Origin of the sequence: Stenotrophomonas sp. YAU14D1_LEIMI4_1 (assembly GCF_003086815.1) — a bacterium.
Lineage (GTDB): Bacteria > Pseudomonadota > Gammaproteobacteria > Xanthomonadales > Xanthomonadaceae > Stenotrophomonas.
Genome location: NZ_CP025997.1, coordinates 1,234,751 through 1,247,986 on the forward strand (window position 1 = coordinate 1,234,751; position 13,236 = coordinate 1,247,986).

Here is a 13,236-nt window from a genome sequence, read left to right on the forward strand (position 1 = left end):
GGACACGAAAACGCGCCGCTTCCTGCGGCGCGTTTTTTTTCATCTGTGCCCCGTGGTCGGGGCCCTGCGCAAGGAAAGAGCATGTTCACTGCCGAACGTCGTGCGCGTAAACCTTCACTGCTGGCCTGCCTGGGCGCATTGCTTGCGGCAGCATCAATCGGCCTGTCGGCCTATGCCGCCCACGGCGTAGCCGATCCGCTGGCGCAGCAGCACCTGAACATGGCGGCGCTGTACGCCTTCGCCCACGGCGCGGTGCTGCTGGCGCTGGGCCCGCGCGCGCAGGGCGCGATCGCGCACCTGGGCCTGTACCTGCTGCTGCTGGGCGTGCTGCTGTTTTCCGGCAGCCTGGTGGGTGGCGCGCTGTGGCAGTGGCCGACCCGGCTGGCGCCGGTGGGCGGCACCACCTTGATGGCCGCCTGGGTGCTGCTGGCGATCAACGCGCTGCGCCGCTGAGGTAGCGCCGGCCGCGCGCCTCTGTAGAGTCGAGCCATGCTCGACTTCGAAGAGCGCATTTGTAGAGTCGAGCCATGCTCGACTTCGGCAAAACCAGCCGAGCATGGCTCGGCTCTACCGGAAATGCGCAGCCGAGCATGGCTCGGCTCTACCTCAGTCGTTGGCCGGTGCCCAGCACCAGTGCCACGGTTCGTAGACGATGCCATGCGGGTTGTCGCGCGGGTAGCTCAACCGGAACCCGTGGCCACCGGCGTGCGCCTGCAGCCAGGCAAACGCTTCGGTTGCTTCAAAGGTTTCTTCCGCAGGCGAATCGCCCGGCGTGCCGATATCCAGCGCATCGCCGCGGTGGTGTTCGCTGAAGCCCGGCGCGGCGTTGACCTTCAGGATTTCGGCCACGCTCAGCCCGCGCGCGCGCTTGCGTTCGAAAATACCCAGCTGGTACGCGTGGCTGCGGAAACCAGAAATCGCATCCAGGGCCACGCCGTCGCGCGCGGCGTGCAGGCGCATGCGGCGCCAGCCCTGCGCGGCGGCGCGGCGCAGCCACAGCGGGCGGTCGAAACGGTCGCGTCCGGCGAAGTGCAGCAGGCAGGGCTCGGCTTCCAGCGGCAAGCCGCTGTCCTGCGCATAGGCATCTGCATCCAGGCCCAGCTGCTGCAGGCGCTGCTGCAGGCCCGCCAGCGGCAGCCAGTGGTCTTGCAGCGTTGCGGCGAAGGGGCGGGCGCGGGCCTGTTCCAGCAGCGCCAGCGCCGCTTCCACGCCGGGCTCGCGCGGCAGCCGTGGTACCAGGGAGTGCACACCGTGGTCCAGCACCACGGCCAGGTAGCGGCCATCCTGCTTGCGCCGCAGCACCCACTGCGCGCGGGCCAGCAGGCGTGCATCCAGGTTGCTGCGCGCGCGCAGCAGGGCGGCCGGCCACAGCTCCACGGCCTCGGTGTTGATCAGCAGGGGGGCGCGACGGTGCATGCCCGCAGCTTACTGCCGTGGCGCGGTGGCGGCCACCTTCTGCAGCGCGTCCAGCAGCGCCTGCGGCCGCTCCAGGCTGAGCAGCAGGGTGCTGCCGCCGCGCACCGGAATCACCAGCGTGCGCTGGCGGTCGGTCACCAGGGCAAACCCCTTGTTGCCGCCCTGCAGGCGGAAGTGGCCCGAATAGAAGCCCGGCATCGAATAGCCATTGGTCTTGTAGCGCAGGCCGTAGCGACGGTCGCGGCCCAGGTCCACCACCTCGGCCTGCTCCAGCTGCAGCTGCGCCACCGGGGTGCGGCGCCGGTACAGCGTGGAGCGCACGTCCAGCACACTGCCATCGATCACCACCCGGCGGCGGAAGAACGCCATGCCCAGGCCCACGCCGATCAGCACCAGCACGACCAGGCTCCATGCCGCGCTGCCCCACAGGCGGAAGAACGGCGGCGCCAGGGTGATCTCCATCCACGGCGCAGCGGCCGGCGCGTGCTTCAGTTCGGCCCACACGCACAGCGCGAACACGATCAGCAGCGGCAGCAGGATCCACAGCACGCGCAGTGGCGAACTCTCGGCAACATCGAACGAACGCGGGTCGCTGCCACTCATTGCGGTGCTCCCTTGCGCGGCGCGCATGGTCAGACTTCCTTCTTGAAGACCAGCATGGCCGGGCGCATCGGCGCGGGAATGATCACGTTCACCAGTTCCCAGCCCAGCAGCCCCTGCCGGGTCAGTTCGTTCTGGATGTCCTCGGCCTTCAGCACGCCCATCAGCGATGTCTTCACTTCAATGGTCTGGTAGCTCCAGCGCTTGCTCATTCCTTGTCCTCGGGTGATGGCGTGGGTTTTGGCAGGCGCCCTGCCTTGCGCAGGGCGTCGCGCAGCACGTATTCGATCTGGGCATTCAAGCTGCGCAGCTCGTCGTCAGCCCAGCGTTGCGCCGCAGCCAGCACGTCGGCGTTGATGCGCAGCGGATAGGCTTTCTTCTCACTCATGCGAACTCCTGGCGGGGCGCGGTGGCGCCCCGTTGCGAGGGTGGCTCAGTACAGCGAACCGGCGTTGACGATCGGCTGGGTGCCGCGGTCCGAGCACAGCACCGTCAGCAGGTTGCTGACCATGTGCGCCTTGCGTTCCTCGTCCAGCTGCACCACGCCGTTCTTCTGCAGTTCGGCCAGGGCCATTTCCACCATGCCCACTGCACCGGCCACGATGCGCGTGCGCGCGGCGATCACCGCATTGGCCTGCTGGCGCTGCAGCATGGCCTGGGCGATTTCGGCGGCGTAGGCCAGGTGGCTGATGCGTGCATCCAGCACCTGCACGCCGGCGTCGGCCAGGCGTTCGGCCAGTTCGTTCTTCAGGTGCTGGGAAATCTCGCTGGCGTGGCTGCGCAGGGCCAGCTGGCCGTCCTCGTGCTGGTCGTAGGGATAGCTGGTGGCCATCGCGCGCAGCGCCGATTCGGACTGGATATGCACGAAGCTTTCGTAGTCATCCACGTTGTAGACCGCTTCGGAGGCATCGACCACCTGCCAGACGATCACCGCGGCAATCTCGATCGGGCTGCCATCAAGCTCGTTCACCTTCAGCTTGCCGCTTTCGAAGTTGCGCACGCGCTGGCTGACCCGGCGCTTGGAATAGAAGGGGTTGTTCCAGCGCAGGCCGTTGTCCTTCACCGTGCCCACGTACTTGCCGAACAGGCTCAGCACCGCCGCCTGGTTGGGCTGCACCGTGTACAGGCCGGCCAGCACCAGCACCGCGGCGACGACCAACAGCAAGCCGGCCAGCATCATCAGCAGGTTCGGTGCGCCGGTGCTGGCTTTGGCTGCCACCCCCAGCACGAACAGCGCGCCACCGGCCAGCGCGGCCAGCAGCGAGACGGCCAGCGTGCCCAGACCGTTGAGGGAGGAAAGCGACTTCTCTTTCATGGCAGTACGTCCTTGAGGGTTCGAATGAACGATATCAAATTGATATCACATCGCAAGTGCCGTTCGTCGGCCGACCCGGCCGGACCGGCTAGAATGCCCACCCGCCTTCACATCGCTGCTGGAACCCTCATGGCCAAGCTTGGAACCCCGCTGTCCCCCTCCGCCACCCGTGTGCTGCTGCTGGGCTCGGGCGAACTTGGCAAGGAAGTGGCCATTGAACTGCAGCGCCTGGGCGTGGAAGTGATTGCCGCCGACCGTTATGCCGATGCCCCGGCCATGCAGGTGGCGCACCGTTCGCACGTGATCGACATGCTCGACGCCATGGCCCTGCGCGCGCTGATCGCCCAGGAACAGCCGCACCTGGTGGTGCCGGAAATCGAGGCGATCCACACCGAAACCCTGGTGCAGCTGGAACAGGAACAGGGCCTGCGGGTGATTCCGACCGCGCGCGCCGCGCGCCTGACCATGGACCGCGAAGGCATCCGCCGCCTGGCCGCCGAAACCCTGGGCCTGCCGACCTCGCCGTACCGCTTCGTGGACACCGAAGCCGAATACCGTGCTGCGGTGGCCGCCATCGGCCTGCCGTGCGTGGTTAAGCCGGTCATGTCCTCTTCGGGCAAGGGCCAGAGCACCCTGCGCAGCGAGGCCGACATCGCCCCGGCCTGGGACTATGCGCAGACCGGCGGCCGTGCCGGTGCCGGCCGCTGCATCGTCGAAGGCTTCATCGACTTCGATTACGAGATCACCCTGCTGACCGTGCGCCACGCCGGCGGCACCTCGTTCTGCGCGCCGATCGGCCACCTGCAGAAGGACGGCGATTACCGCGAAAGCTGGCAGCCGCAGCCGATGACGGACAAGGCCCTGGCGCGTGCCGAGGAGATCTCGCGCGCAATCACCGATGATCTGGGCGGCTGGGGCCTGTTCGGCGTGGAGCTGTTCGTGAAGGGCGACGAGGTGTGGTTCAGCGAAGTGTCGCCGCGCCCGCACGATACCGGTCTGGTCACCCTGGTATCGCAGGAACTGAGTGAGTTCGCGCTGCATGCGCGCGCGATCCTGGGCCTGCCGATTCCGGTCATCCGCCAGAGCGGCCCGTCGGCTTCGTGCGCGCTGCTGGCCCATGGCGAAGGCGTGCCGTACTTCAACAACGTGGCCGCCGCGCTGCAGGTGCCCGATACCGCCGTGCGCCTGTTCGGCAAGCCCAGCGTGCATGGCCATCGTCGCGTAGGCGTGACCCTGGCGCGTGCGGAAACCATCGATGAGGCACGTGCGGTCGCGCGCGATGCCGCCGATGCCATCGGCGTGGAACTGCGCCCGTAAGAAGGTAGCGCCGGGCCATGCCCGGCGGCTTGCAGCGTGCTGCCGTCAGCGTCTACGCCACGGCAGCACGGTCACGTGGATCATGGCCACCGGCCACAGCACCGATCCATACATCCACCACGTGCCGAAGCGGTCGGCATAGCCCTTCCAGCACGCCACGGCTGCCGGCAGCAGGCCGATCAGCACCATGGGCAGGAAGTCCAGCGCCTTGCCTTGTTTGGTGACGAACAGCAGTGCGATCACCACCGCAACGCCGGCGATGATCAGCAGGTTCTTCTTCAACATCAGCAGTCCTTGCCCGGGTCTTTGGCGACTCTAGCAAAGGGCTTTGGCAGCCGGTAGCGCCGGGCCATGCCCGGCGGATTTCCATGCGGCGCGATGCGAACCGAAAAAGGCCGCCGGGCATGGCCCGGCGCTACCGGGGTTACTTCACGTCCACCCACACCAGGTGGTGGTCGCTGCCGTCGGCAATCTTCGCTTCGCGGCTTTCATTGGCCGGCCAGAACACGCCGCTGCCCACGTATTGGAAACCGGTGGAGGGCAGCACGTAGTCCAGGCGCATGGTGCCCGACTTCGGGCCGAAATCGCCGGTGGCGTGGAACGGTGCGCCCTTGCGCACGATGCCCTTGGCCGCATAGGCCAGGCTGGTCTGTTCGGCACCCACGCTGCGCGGGGTGGGGTAGCGCAGCACGCGCGGGTTCTCGATCAGGTTGACGATGGCATCGTGGCGGCCGTCGCCATCGACCGGATCGTTGTTCAGATCGCCGAAGATCACAAAGCGCGCGTCCTGGGCCAGGCCGCCGCACTTGCCCTGGTCATCGCACAGCCAGGGCTTGTCGCCGGCCGACAGGTACTCCTGCCACAGCCGCAGTTCGTCGTGGTTGCGCGCGGCATTGCGCTTTTCCGGGCCGTCGAACACCGGCGGGGTCGGGTGCGAAACCAGCGCATGCACCACGCCGGTCGGGGTCTGCACCGGCACGTCCCAATGCGACTTCGAGGACAGGCGCAGCTGCGACCACACGGCATCGCTGTAGAAGCTCTTGCCGGTGCGCGGGTCGACCGGACGGATCGCGCCGGGCATCGTGCTCCACTTCAGCAGCTGGAAGCTGCGCACCTTGGCCTCGTCGATCGGGTAGCGCGACAGCACCAGCATGCCGTACTGGCCCGGGTGCAGGCCGTAGCCCCAGGCATCGTTGCCGCGGCTGCGGCCTTCGCCACCCACCGTGCCGTTGCCGTCCAGGTCCAGGCCGCTGGGCACGCCGGTGTTGACCGGGGCCAGGTAACGGTAGGCGAAGTGCAGCGGCTTGCCGCCGCCGGGCTGGGCCACTTCCAGGTAGCGCTGCTGGAACAGATCGGCGGCGCGGTGCGCATCGTCGAAGTCGAATTCGTTCAGCAGCACCAGGTCCGGCCGCACCTGCTGCAGCACGGCGGCGATCTTGCGGGCGTGTTCGCTGTCGCCTTCCAGTTCCTTGATCAGGCCGCCGGCATCGTCCGAATACAGCGAGGTGTTGTAGGTGGCCAGGCGCAGCGTTGCAGACGGCGTTTCGGTCATCGCGGGGGGCTTGGCGAAGGCGGGGGCGCTGGCGCCGCAGAGCAGGGCCAGGGCGAGGATCAGGGGATGGCGGCGGGTCATATTCATGGGCCGTATTGTGCACCCGGCCCGGTGTCAGCGGTTTGTCAGCGGCCGTCCAGTTCCTTGTCGAAATCGTGCCAGCGGCGGCCGTCGTAGGCCTCCAGCGGGCGGAACCGGCGCTTGTAGTCCATCTTCTGGTGCTCGCGTATCCAGTAGCCCAGGTACACATGGGGCAGGCCTTCGCGGCGGGCCCATTCGATCTGCTGCAGGATGGCGAAGGTGCCCAGCCCGCGCGCGGCGTGCGCGGGGTCGAAGAAGGTATAGACCGCCGACAGCCCGTGCTCGGTCACATCGGTCACCGCCACGCCCAGCAACTGGCTGGGCTGGCCGTCGTGGGCGGGAAGGCGCATTTCCATGAAGCGGGTATGCGACCAGGTGCCGATCAGGAACTGCTCGAACTCGTGCGGGCCATGGTCATCCATGCCGCCATTGGCATGCCGGTGTACCAGGTAGCGGTGGTACAGATCGAACAGGTCCTGGCGCGGCATGGCTGCGGTGATGCGCACTTCCAGATCGGCATTGCGCGCCGCGCAGCGGCGTTGGCTGCGGTCTGCGGCGAAGCGGGCCACCGGAATGCGCACGGCCACGCAGGCGTGGCACTGGGCGCAATGCGGGCGGTAGACCAGATCGCCACTGCGGCGGAAGCCCCAGCTCAGCGCCAGCGGGTACAGCCCACCCAGGCGGCGGTCCTGCGGATCGAGCACCAGATCGCGCGCCACCCGGTCCGGCCAGTACCCACACGGGTGCTCGCCGGTCTGGAACAGCCGCAGTTCGTCGTCTCTGTCGCCATGTATCGCCATGGGCACAGCATAGCCCCAGTGTGTCGCATCGGCCGCGACTGTCCGCCGGATGAACGGAACCGGGTGGCGCGTCAACCGACGCTCCGCACAGGCGTTGTTGTCCCCCGAGGGTGAACTGATCACCCCGACGCAACCCCTACCAGGAGTGACCCGATGATCCGTACCCCCCTGTTGCTGGCCCTGCTGCTGGGCACCTCCGCCACCGGTATCGCGCTGGCCGCCGACACCCCGGCCCCGCCGGCACCGCGCCCGGTGAAGCTGGACACCAACGGCGACGGCGTGATCGACCGCAGCGAAGCGGCGGCCAACCCGCGCCTGGCGGCGAAGTTCGACGAACTGGACAAGAACAAGGACGGCAAGCTGTCGCGTGATGAGCTGCCGCGCTGGAAGCATGGCCGTCGCGGTGGCCATGGCGGTCCCGATGCGTGGATGGCCAAGCTGGACGTGAACAAGGATGGCCGCATCAGCCGCGAGGAAGCCAAGGCCGATCCGCGCCTGGCCGCGCGCTTCGACCAGATGGACGTCAACAAGGATGGCTATCTGGACAAGGCCGACCGCGAGCTGCGTATGAAGCAGCATCGTGACGCCTGGTTCGCCGCGGCCGACACCAACAAGGACGGCCAGTTGAGCAAGGCCGAATTCGATGCGGCCAAGGGCCCGATGCACGGCGGCCCGCGCCCGGGTGGCCCGCGTGACGGCATGCCGCCGAAGCCGCAGCGCTAAATCAGCGCGTTCTGATCGACCACGACGCCGGCGCACTGCCGGCGTCGTGCGTTGCGGGCCTAGCGGCCGCCGGTATGGGCCACCGCATACAGCACCACGCCCAGCACCATGATGTTCATGGCGATGACGCCGGTACGCCCATACATCGATTCATACACCCAGTTGGTGCCGGTGCGCCCACGCCGCGCCGAATCGCGGGCGATCAGCGGCGCCATGATCCGCTGCAGCGGCCCCAGGCACTGGTAGTTCACCAGGCCCAAGCCGAGCACCAGCACCAGCAGATGCACCCAGGTCGGGGTCTGCAGCAGCACCACTGCCAGCACCGACAGGCAGCAGGCCATGGCGGTCCAGGTGTTCATGCGCACGAAGCGCCAGACCTGCGCGCGTTCGGCATCGGTCTTGGCGTAGGAAAGCAGGAAACGACCGCCCAGGTAGCTGCCGATCACGCCGCCGGCCACGCCACCGGCGAAGGCGCCCCAGGTGCTGGCCGGAATCATGTGCAGGTAGCCCAGCGCAGCGGTGACCGAGCCCATGGCGGTGCCGCCGGCCACGCTGGCCCCGCCCAGGCCCAGCTTGCTGCCACCCATGCCGACGCCGGCGCTCAGCAGGATCGCCGCGCTGGCGGTACCGGGGGCCGCCACCAGCACCATCGACACCACGGCCGTGGCGAACGCCGCACTGGGCGCGCTGCTGCGGGCGAATTCGCCGAAGCGCTGCAGCAGGCCGTCGCGCACCTGCCCACGCGCGCGCGACAGGCGCTTGCGCACGGCCGCATCGCTCAGCCCCAGCAGATCGGCCACCTGCTGCGAGCGTTGCCCTTCGCGGTAGTACAGCAGCAGCACTTCGCGGCTGTCGCTGGGCAGGGCGGAAATGATGTCTTCGGCAGCGATCTCTTCTTCCAGCCGCTGCAGCCGGTCGGGCGCGCCCGGGGTGGGGTCGGCGGCCATGCCCAGTGCCACTTCGGCGGCTTCGCCGGTGAGCGGCCGGCCACGCTGCGAGCGCAGCCAATCGCGGGCCAGGTTGCGGGTGATCTGCCGCAGCCAGGGCAGGAAACTGGTGCTGCTGCGCAGCTGGTGCAACTGCTGCCAGCCCTTCACGAACGCTTCCTGGGCGATGTCCTCGCTGGCCTGGCGGTCGCGGGTGATCGCCAGGGCGATGGCGGTGATGGTGTTCTGGCAGGCCAACACGATGCGGCCATAGGCGTGCTGGCAGCCGCCGGCAGCGGCGGGCAGCTCGCGTTCCAGGGTCTGGTCGATCGATGCGGCGAACGTCGTCATGGCGGCGGCTCCTGCAGGGATTGTGTCCCAAGACGCCGCCGCGCGCGAAGTGTGACCGCACGGGGCCCGATCACGCCGGGCATGGCCCGGCGCTACCGAACCTAGCTGGAGGGCTGGATGCGGACCCGCACTTCTTCCTCTTCCGGCGCGGCCTGCGGTGCCGGCTGCGGCTGGGCCTGCGGGGCCGGAGCCGGTGCCGGGGTGGCCGGGGCGGGCGCGCCACGGTGGCGCAGGCCGATCACCAGGGCCACGGCGGCAATCACCACCAGCAGGCCGATGCGGATGCGCCAGGCCCAGCCGCGGCCGCTGCCGCCTTCCTGCGGTGCGTCGCGGAAGGCGAATTCGGCGGTAGGGTGGTCGCGGCGGGTGGTGTCGAGCAGGCGTGCCTCGCGCAGGATGTCGCGCGCACGCGGCTGGTCGTCGGCGCGCACGATCCACACGGCGGGGTAGGCCTGGGCATTGCCCAGGTCGGTATAGCTGAACTGGCCACGGCGGCGGGTCTTGTACGACCGGCCGTTGGTCACCTTCACTTCAATGCCGTGGCTGCGCAGCAGCTCGGCCACGCCTTCCACGGTTTCCACGCGCTGGCTGCTGAAAATCTGACGCATCGTCTTACTCCTTGGCCGGCACGGCAGCAACTGCGGCCTGGTCGGGCACCACGCGGATCAGGCCTTCCTGTGCGGTGCTGGCCACCAGCACGCCATCGCGGGTGAAGAACTGGCCGCGCGCCAGCCCGCGCGAATCCTGCGCACTGGGGCTGTCCAGCGAATACAGCAGCCAGTCGTCGGCGCGGAACGGGCGGTGGAACCAGATGGCATGGTCCAGCGAAGCCATCTGCACGTGCGGGTGGTAGTAGCTGATGCCGTGCGGGAAGGTGGCCGTGCCCAGCAGGTGGAAATCGGAGGCATAGGCCAGCAGGGCCTGGTGCAGTTCCGGTGCATCGCCCACCGGTTCGCTCAGGCGCAGCCACACCTGGTGGTAGGGCGGGCGCTTGGGCGGGTTCAGTTCATCGCGCGGGTACACATGGCGGAACTCGAACGGGCCGCCGCGCGAGAGCCAGCGCTGCACCTTGATCGGCAGCCGCGCCAGCACTTCCGGCGGCAGCGGGCGGTTCGGTTCGATGTCTTCCGGCTGCGGCACTTCGGGCATCTTGTGCTGGTGCTCGGCACCCTGTTCGGCCTGCTGGAACGAGGCCGCGCAGAAGAAGATCACCTTGCCATGCTGGATGGCCGTGACCCGGCGTACCGAGAAGCTGCCGCCGTCGCGGGTGCGGTCCACGTCGTAGACGATGGGGTGGTCGATGTTGCCGGCGCGCAGGAAGTAGGCGTGCAGCGAATGCACGTGGCGGCCGTTGTCCACCGTGGCCTGGGCCGCAGCCAGCGCCTGGCCCAGCACCTGCCCACCGAACACGTACTTGGTGCCGATGTCGCGGCTCTGGCCGCGGAACAGGTTGTCCTCCAGCCGCTCCAGGGTGAGCAGGTCGATCAGCTCGGAGACGACGGGTTCGGGCGTGTCGTTCAAGGGGGGCGGCCACAGCAGTGAAGAAGGGACCGATTATACCGGTCAGGGGTCAGATCCCTTTCGCCTTGCGAAAGGGCTCTGACCCCGGGTCACGCAGTCGAGCAAGCTCGACTCTACTTACCCAGCCGGGCCACCAGCGCCTGCAGGGCGTTCTGCGCATCCGCCGCAAACCAGGCCTCCACGAAGCGGTCCAGCTGGATCAGGTCCGGGTGCAGGGCCTCGTGCAGCTCGGCGCGGGCAATGGCGCGGGTCAGCAGCATCGGCTGGCGCGGCTGCTTCAGCAGGTGCTGCAGCCAGGCGATGGCGCGGGCCACCACCAGATCGCCGTCGGCCAGCTCATCCACCAGGCCGATCTGCAGCGCCTGTTCGGCCGGCACCAGCGCACCGGTGCTCAACAGCATGGCCGAACGGTGCAGGCCCACGGCGCGGCGCAGCAGGCGCTGGATGCCTTCCGGCGCCACCAGGCCCACCTGTACCTCGTTCAGGCCAATGGCGTAGGGGCGGGCCGGATCGGTACTGCGCGCCATCACCCGGTAGTCGCAGCACAGGGCCAGCACGCAGCCACCGGCCGGGGCATGCCCGGTAATGGCCGCCACCACCGGAATGCGGCTTTCGGCCAGCGTGCGCACCGCGCCGAAGAAGGCATTCCAGCTGTCCAGCAGCTTGTGCTTGTCATCGCCATGGGACAGCAGGTGCGGCACGTCCATGCCGCCGGTGAAGATGCGCTCGCTGCCCGACAGCACGATGCCATGCGCGTCTTCGGCCATGGCCTGCTCGATGGCGTGGATCAACTGCCGGCACAGGTCGGTGTCCAGCGCATTGACCGGCGGCCGCGCCAGGCGCAGTTCGCGGATGGGGCCATGGTTGATCACCTCGATGAGCGTCGTCATGCTGCGGTCTCGTTGCGGACAGGAATCTGAGGCGATGATAACCAAACCATTCGTTGGCGTATTGTTGTGGCTGTGTGCGGGCGCAGCATCGGCGGCCGACTGCGTGACGATCGAACAGGGCTGGGCGCGGCTGCCGCCCACGCCGGCCATGGCCATGACCGCCGGCTATGGGGTGATCCACAACGGCTGTGCCACGCCGGTGGTGATCACCGGCGCTGGCAGCGCGCTGTTTGCCGATGTGTCGCTGCACGAAACCACCCTTGTCGATGGCGTCAGCCGCATGCGCGCGATCGAGCGCCTGCCATTGGCCCCCGGTGCGCGCGCCGAACTCAAGCCCGGTGGCCTGCACCTGATGCTGATGCAGGGCAAGGGCGCGCTGAAGGAAGGGCAGGCCGTGCCGCTGCAGCTGCAGCTGGACGGCGGGCGCGAAGCCAGCGCCACGCTGACCGTGCGCAAGACCGGCGGGTAACTGCCCGGCGTTGATGCCGCGCCGCCGGACTACGGAGGTGCCGGTATTGATTCCACGTGGCTGGAACGCGTGCGCCCGGTCGTAGAGTCGAGCTTGCTCGACTGCTCTCGCTTGAAGCAGTCGAGCAAGCTCGACTCTACAAAGGGCAGCAGTCGAGCATGCTCGACTCTACGAAGGGCAGCAGTCGAGCAAGCTCGACTCTACGAAGGGCAGTAGTCGAGCAAGCTCGACGCTACGAAATGCGGCGCCGGGTCATGCCCGGCGCGCGTTGAGCGGTCGGCTTACGACCAGTCGTACGAGAACAACACCGTGCGGCTCACCGGCTCGTACAGCATCACGATGGCATCGGCGCCGGTGGCACACCAGTTGTAGCCGGCCACCTCGGCCACGGCGAAGAATTTGTGGCCATCGCGGGTGATGATCACCGTTTCCGCATCCTCCGGCGCATCGGGGTCATCGGCCGCTTCGGTGAAGTCCAGCGCGAAGGCGGCGGGGATTTCTGCGGTCTCGGTCCAGTTGCCGAAACCGATCGGGCCGCCCAGCGAATCCAGGTAGTCCCGCTCGCTGGCTTCGCCCTTGCCAAAGCGCGAATAGCAGGCGAGGCGGCCGTTGGCGGCGTGGTAATCGCGGGCCTTGGCGTAGCTCTCGCGCATCTGCGCGATGTGTTCCTGGGCGTGCGTGTCCTGCACCTGGTCACCGATGAAATAGCCTTCGTTGCCGAGGAAGCGCATCTGGTTGTCGGCGGTCAGTTCGAAGGCGACCCAGTTGGTGCCGGTGAACGCGTTGTGGTGTTCTTCGGTGCTCTCGCCGATACAGCCGTCATACGGCTCGATCGGGCACAGCATGGTGGCCACCTGGCCGGCCAGTTCCGGGCGCAGCACACCCAGGTTGATGTTCAGCAGCGGCAGCAGGTGCTGGCCGAGCCAGGCCTGGTCGGCGGGGAACACGCCGGTGGGGAAGGGGACCATGCCGGGCAGCAGGTCGCGCAGTTCCGTGTGGTGGATCATTTCAGTCCTTTGAGTGGGAGAAAACGGGGGCGGCGCGTAACGTCGAGATTGCGCGACGTCGGTGAACCGTAGAGTCGAGCTTGCTCGACTGCTTCAGGGAAGAGCAGTCGAGCAAGCTCGACTCTACGAAGAGCAGCATCCGAGCGCGCCGGATAATGTGCAGTATCCGGTAGCGCCGGGCCATGCCCGGCGTCACGTGCAGCATCCGGCAGCGCCGGGCCATGCCCGGCGGGCGAAATGCCGACCAAGGTCGGCATCTACCAGAAGC

At 68.1% G+C, this 13,236-nt stretch carries 17 protein-coding genes; 4 read left to right on the forward strand and 13 right to left on the reverse strand.

The features are described 5' to 3' along the window. Window positions 1-81 precede the first annotated feature (81 nt). On the forward strand, window positions 82-453 hold the full coding sequence (locus C1932_RS05720; protein ID WP_108748927.1) for a DUF423 domain-containing protein: 372 nt from the start codon (window positions 82-84) through the stop codon (window positions 451-453). A gap of 153 nt (window positions 454-606) precedes the next feature. On the opposite strand, the gene C1932_RS05725 is transcribed toward C1932_RS05720, so the two are convergent. Genes C1932_RS05725 through C1932_RS05745 form a run of 5 tightly spaced genes read right to left on the reverse strand, consistent with a single transcriptional unit; the run spans window position 607 to window position 3,331 of the window. Further along, window positions 607-1,416 (reverse strand): M15 family metallopeptidase, encoded by an 810-nt coding sequence (locus C1932_RS05725; protein ID WP_108761496.1) that lies wholly within the window; start codon window positions 1,414-1,416, stop codon window positions 607-609. A gap of 9 nt (window positions 1,417-1,425) precedes the next feature. After that, the gene (locus C1932_RS05730) at window positions 1,426-2,019 is read right to left on the reverse strand and encodes a PH domain-containing protein (protein ID WP_108761497.1); all 594 of its coding nucleotides are present in this window, start codon (window positions 2,017-2,019) and stop codon (window positions 1,426-1,428) included. Window positions 2,020-2,048: 29 nt separating this feature from the next. Beyond that, window positions 2,049-2,228 (reverse strand): DUF4177 domain-containing protein, encoded by a 180-nt coding sequence (locus C1932_RS05735; RefSeq protein WP_108761498.1) that lies wholly within the window; start codon window positions 2,226-2,228, stop codon window positions 2,049-2,051. Continuing rightward, window positions 2,225-2,404: an Arc family DNA binding domain-containing protein gene (locus C1932_RS05740; protein WP_100439285.1), complete on the reverse strand. Its 180-nt coding sequence runs from the start codon at window positions 2,402-2,404 to the stop codon at window positions 2,225-2,227. The genes C1932_RS05735 and C1932_RS05740 overlap by 4 nt, the downstream gene beginning before the upstream one ends. Before the next feature lie 45 nt (window positions 2,405-2,449). After that, window positions 2,450-3,331, reverse strand: coding sequence for an SPFH domain-containing protein (locus tag C1932_RS05745; protein ID WP_108761499.1), 882 nt, complete (start codon window positions 3,329-3,331; stop codon window positions 2,450-2,452). A gap of 129 nt (window positions 3,332-3,460) precedes the next feature. Between C1932_RS05745 and purT the strand changes: the two genes are divergently transcribed. Continuing rightward, entirely contained in the window at window positions 3,461-4,648 is a 1,188-nt protein-coding gene (gene purT / locus C1932_RS05750) for a formate-dependent phosphoribosylglycinamide formyltransferase (protein WP_108761500.1), read from the forward strand. 45 nt (window positions 4,649-4,693) lie between these two features. Here purT and C1932_RS05755 read toward each other — a convergent pair whose 3' ends face one another. The 3 genes from C1932_RS05755 to C1932_RS05765 all read right to left on the reverse strand — a co-directional run bounded on the left by C1932_RS05755 (window position 4,694) and on the right by C1932_RS05765 (window position 7,081). Continuing rightward, window positions 4,694-4,933, reverse strand: coding sequence for a hypothetical protein (locus C1932_RS05755; protein WP_108761501.1), 240 nt, complete (start codon window positions 4,931-4,933; stop codon window positions 4,694-4,696). Between the two features lie 139 nt (window positions 4,934-5,072). Next, window positions 5,073-6,287, reverse strand: a complete 1,215-nt coding sequence (locus tag C1932_RS05760; RefSeq protein ID WP_108761502.1) for an endonuclease/exonuclease/phosphatase family protein — start codon at window positions 6,285-6,287, stop codon at window positions 5,073-5,075. A gap of 38 nt (window positions 6,288-6,325) precedes the next feature. Further along, window positions 6,326-7,081 carry an arginyltransferase gene (locus C1932_RS05765; RefSeq protein WP_108761503.1) on the reverse strand — a complete coding sequence of 252 codons (756 nt, stop codon included), beginning with the start codon at window positions 7,079-7,081 and terminating at the stop codon, window positions 6,326-6,328. A 153-nt stretch (window positions 7,082-7,234) separates the two neighbouring features. On the opposite strand from C1932_RS05765, the gene C1932_RS05770 reads away from it, so the two are divergent. Then, the gene (locus C1932_RS05770; protein ID WP_108761504.1) at window positions 7,235-7,804 is read left to right on the forward strand and encodes an EF-hand domain-containing protein; all 570 of its coding nucleotides are present in this window, start codon (window positions 7,235-7,237) and stop codon (window positions 7,802-7,804) included. 59 nt (window positions 7,805-7,863) lie between these two features. On the opposite strand, the gene C1932_RS05775 is transcribed toward C1932_RS05770, so the two are convergent. From C1932_RS05775 to C1932_RS05790, 4 genes are all read right to left on the reverse strand, one after another. After that, window positions 7,864-9,081, reverse strand: coding sequence for a sigma-70 family RNA polymerase sigma factor (locus tag C1932_RS05775; protein WP_108761505.1), 1,218 nt, complete (start codon window positions 9,079-9,081; stop codon window positions 7,864-7,866). A 101-nt stretch (window positions 9,082-9,182) separates the two neighbouring features. Then, window positions 9,183-9,689 carry a pathogenicity-like protein gene (locus C1932_RS05780; RefSeq protein WP_108761506.1) on the reverse strand — a complete coding sequence of 169 codons (507 nt, stop codon included), beginning with the start codon at window positions 9,687-9,689 and terminating at the stop codon, window positions 9,183-9,185. A gap of 4 nt (window positions 9,690-9,693) precedes the next feature. Further along, a complete protein-coding gene (gene tesB / locus C1932_RS05785) occupies window positions 9,694-10,602 on the reverse strand; it encodes an acyl-CoA thioesterase II (protein WP_108748936.1) in 909 nt (302 codons plus the stop codon). 113 nt (window positions 10,603-10,715) lie between these two features. Then, window positions 10,716-11,492 (reverse strand): enoyl-CoA hydratase/isomerase family protein, encoded by a 777-nt coding sequence (locus tag C1932_RS05790; RefSeq protein ID WP_108748937.1) that lies wholly within the window; start codon window positions 11,490-11,492, stop codon window positions 10,716-10,718. A gap of 34 nt (window positions 11,493-11,526) precedes the next feature. Here C1932_RS05790 and C1932_RS05795 point away from each other — a divergent pair, with 34 nt between their 5' ends. Next, complete coding sequence (locus tag C1932_RS05795; RefSeq protein WP_108761507.1) at window positions 11,527-11,961, forward strand: copper chaperone PCu(A)C; 435 nt, start codon at window positions 11,527-11,529, stop codon at window positions 11,959-11,961. A 281-nt stretch (window positions 11,962-12,242) separates the two neighbouring features. On the opposite strand, the gene C1932_RS05800 is transcribed toward C1932_RS05795, so the two are convergent. Beyond that, a complete protein-coding gene (locus tag C1932_RS05800; protein WP_108761508.1) occupies window positions 12,243-12,968 on the reverse strand; it encodes an enolase in 726 nt (241 codons plus the stop codon). Between the last annotated feature and the right edge of the window lie 268 nt (window positions 12,969-13,236).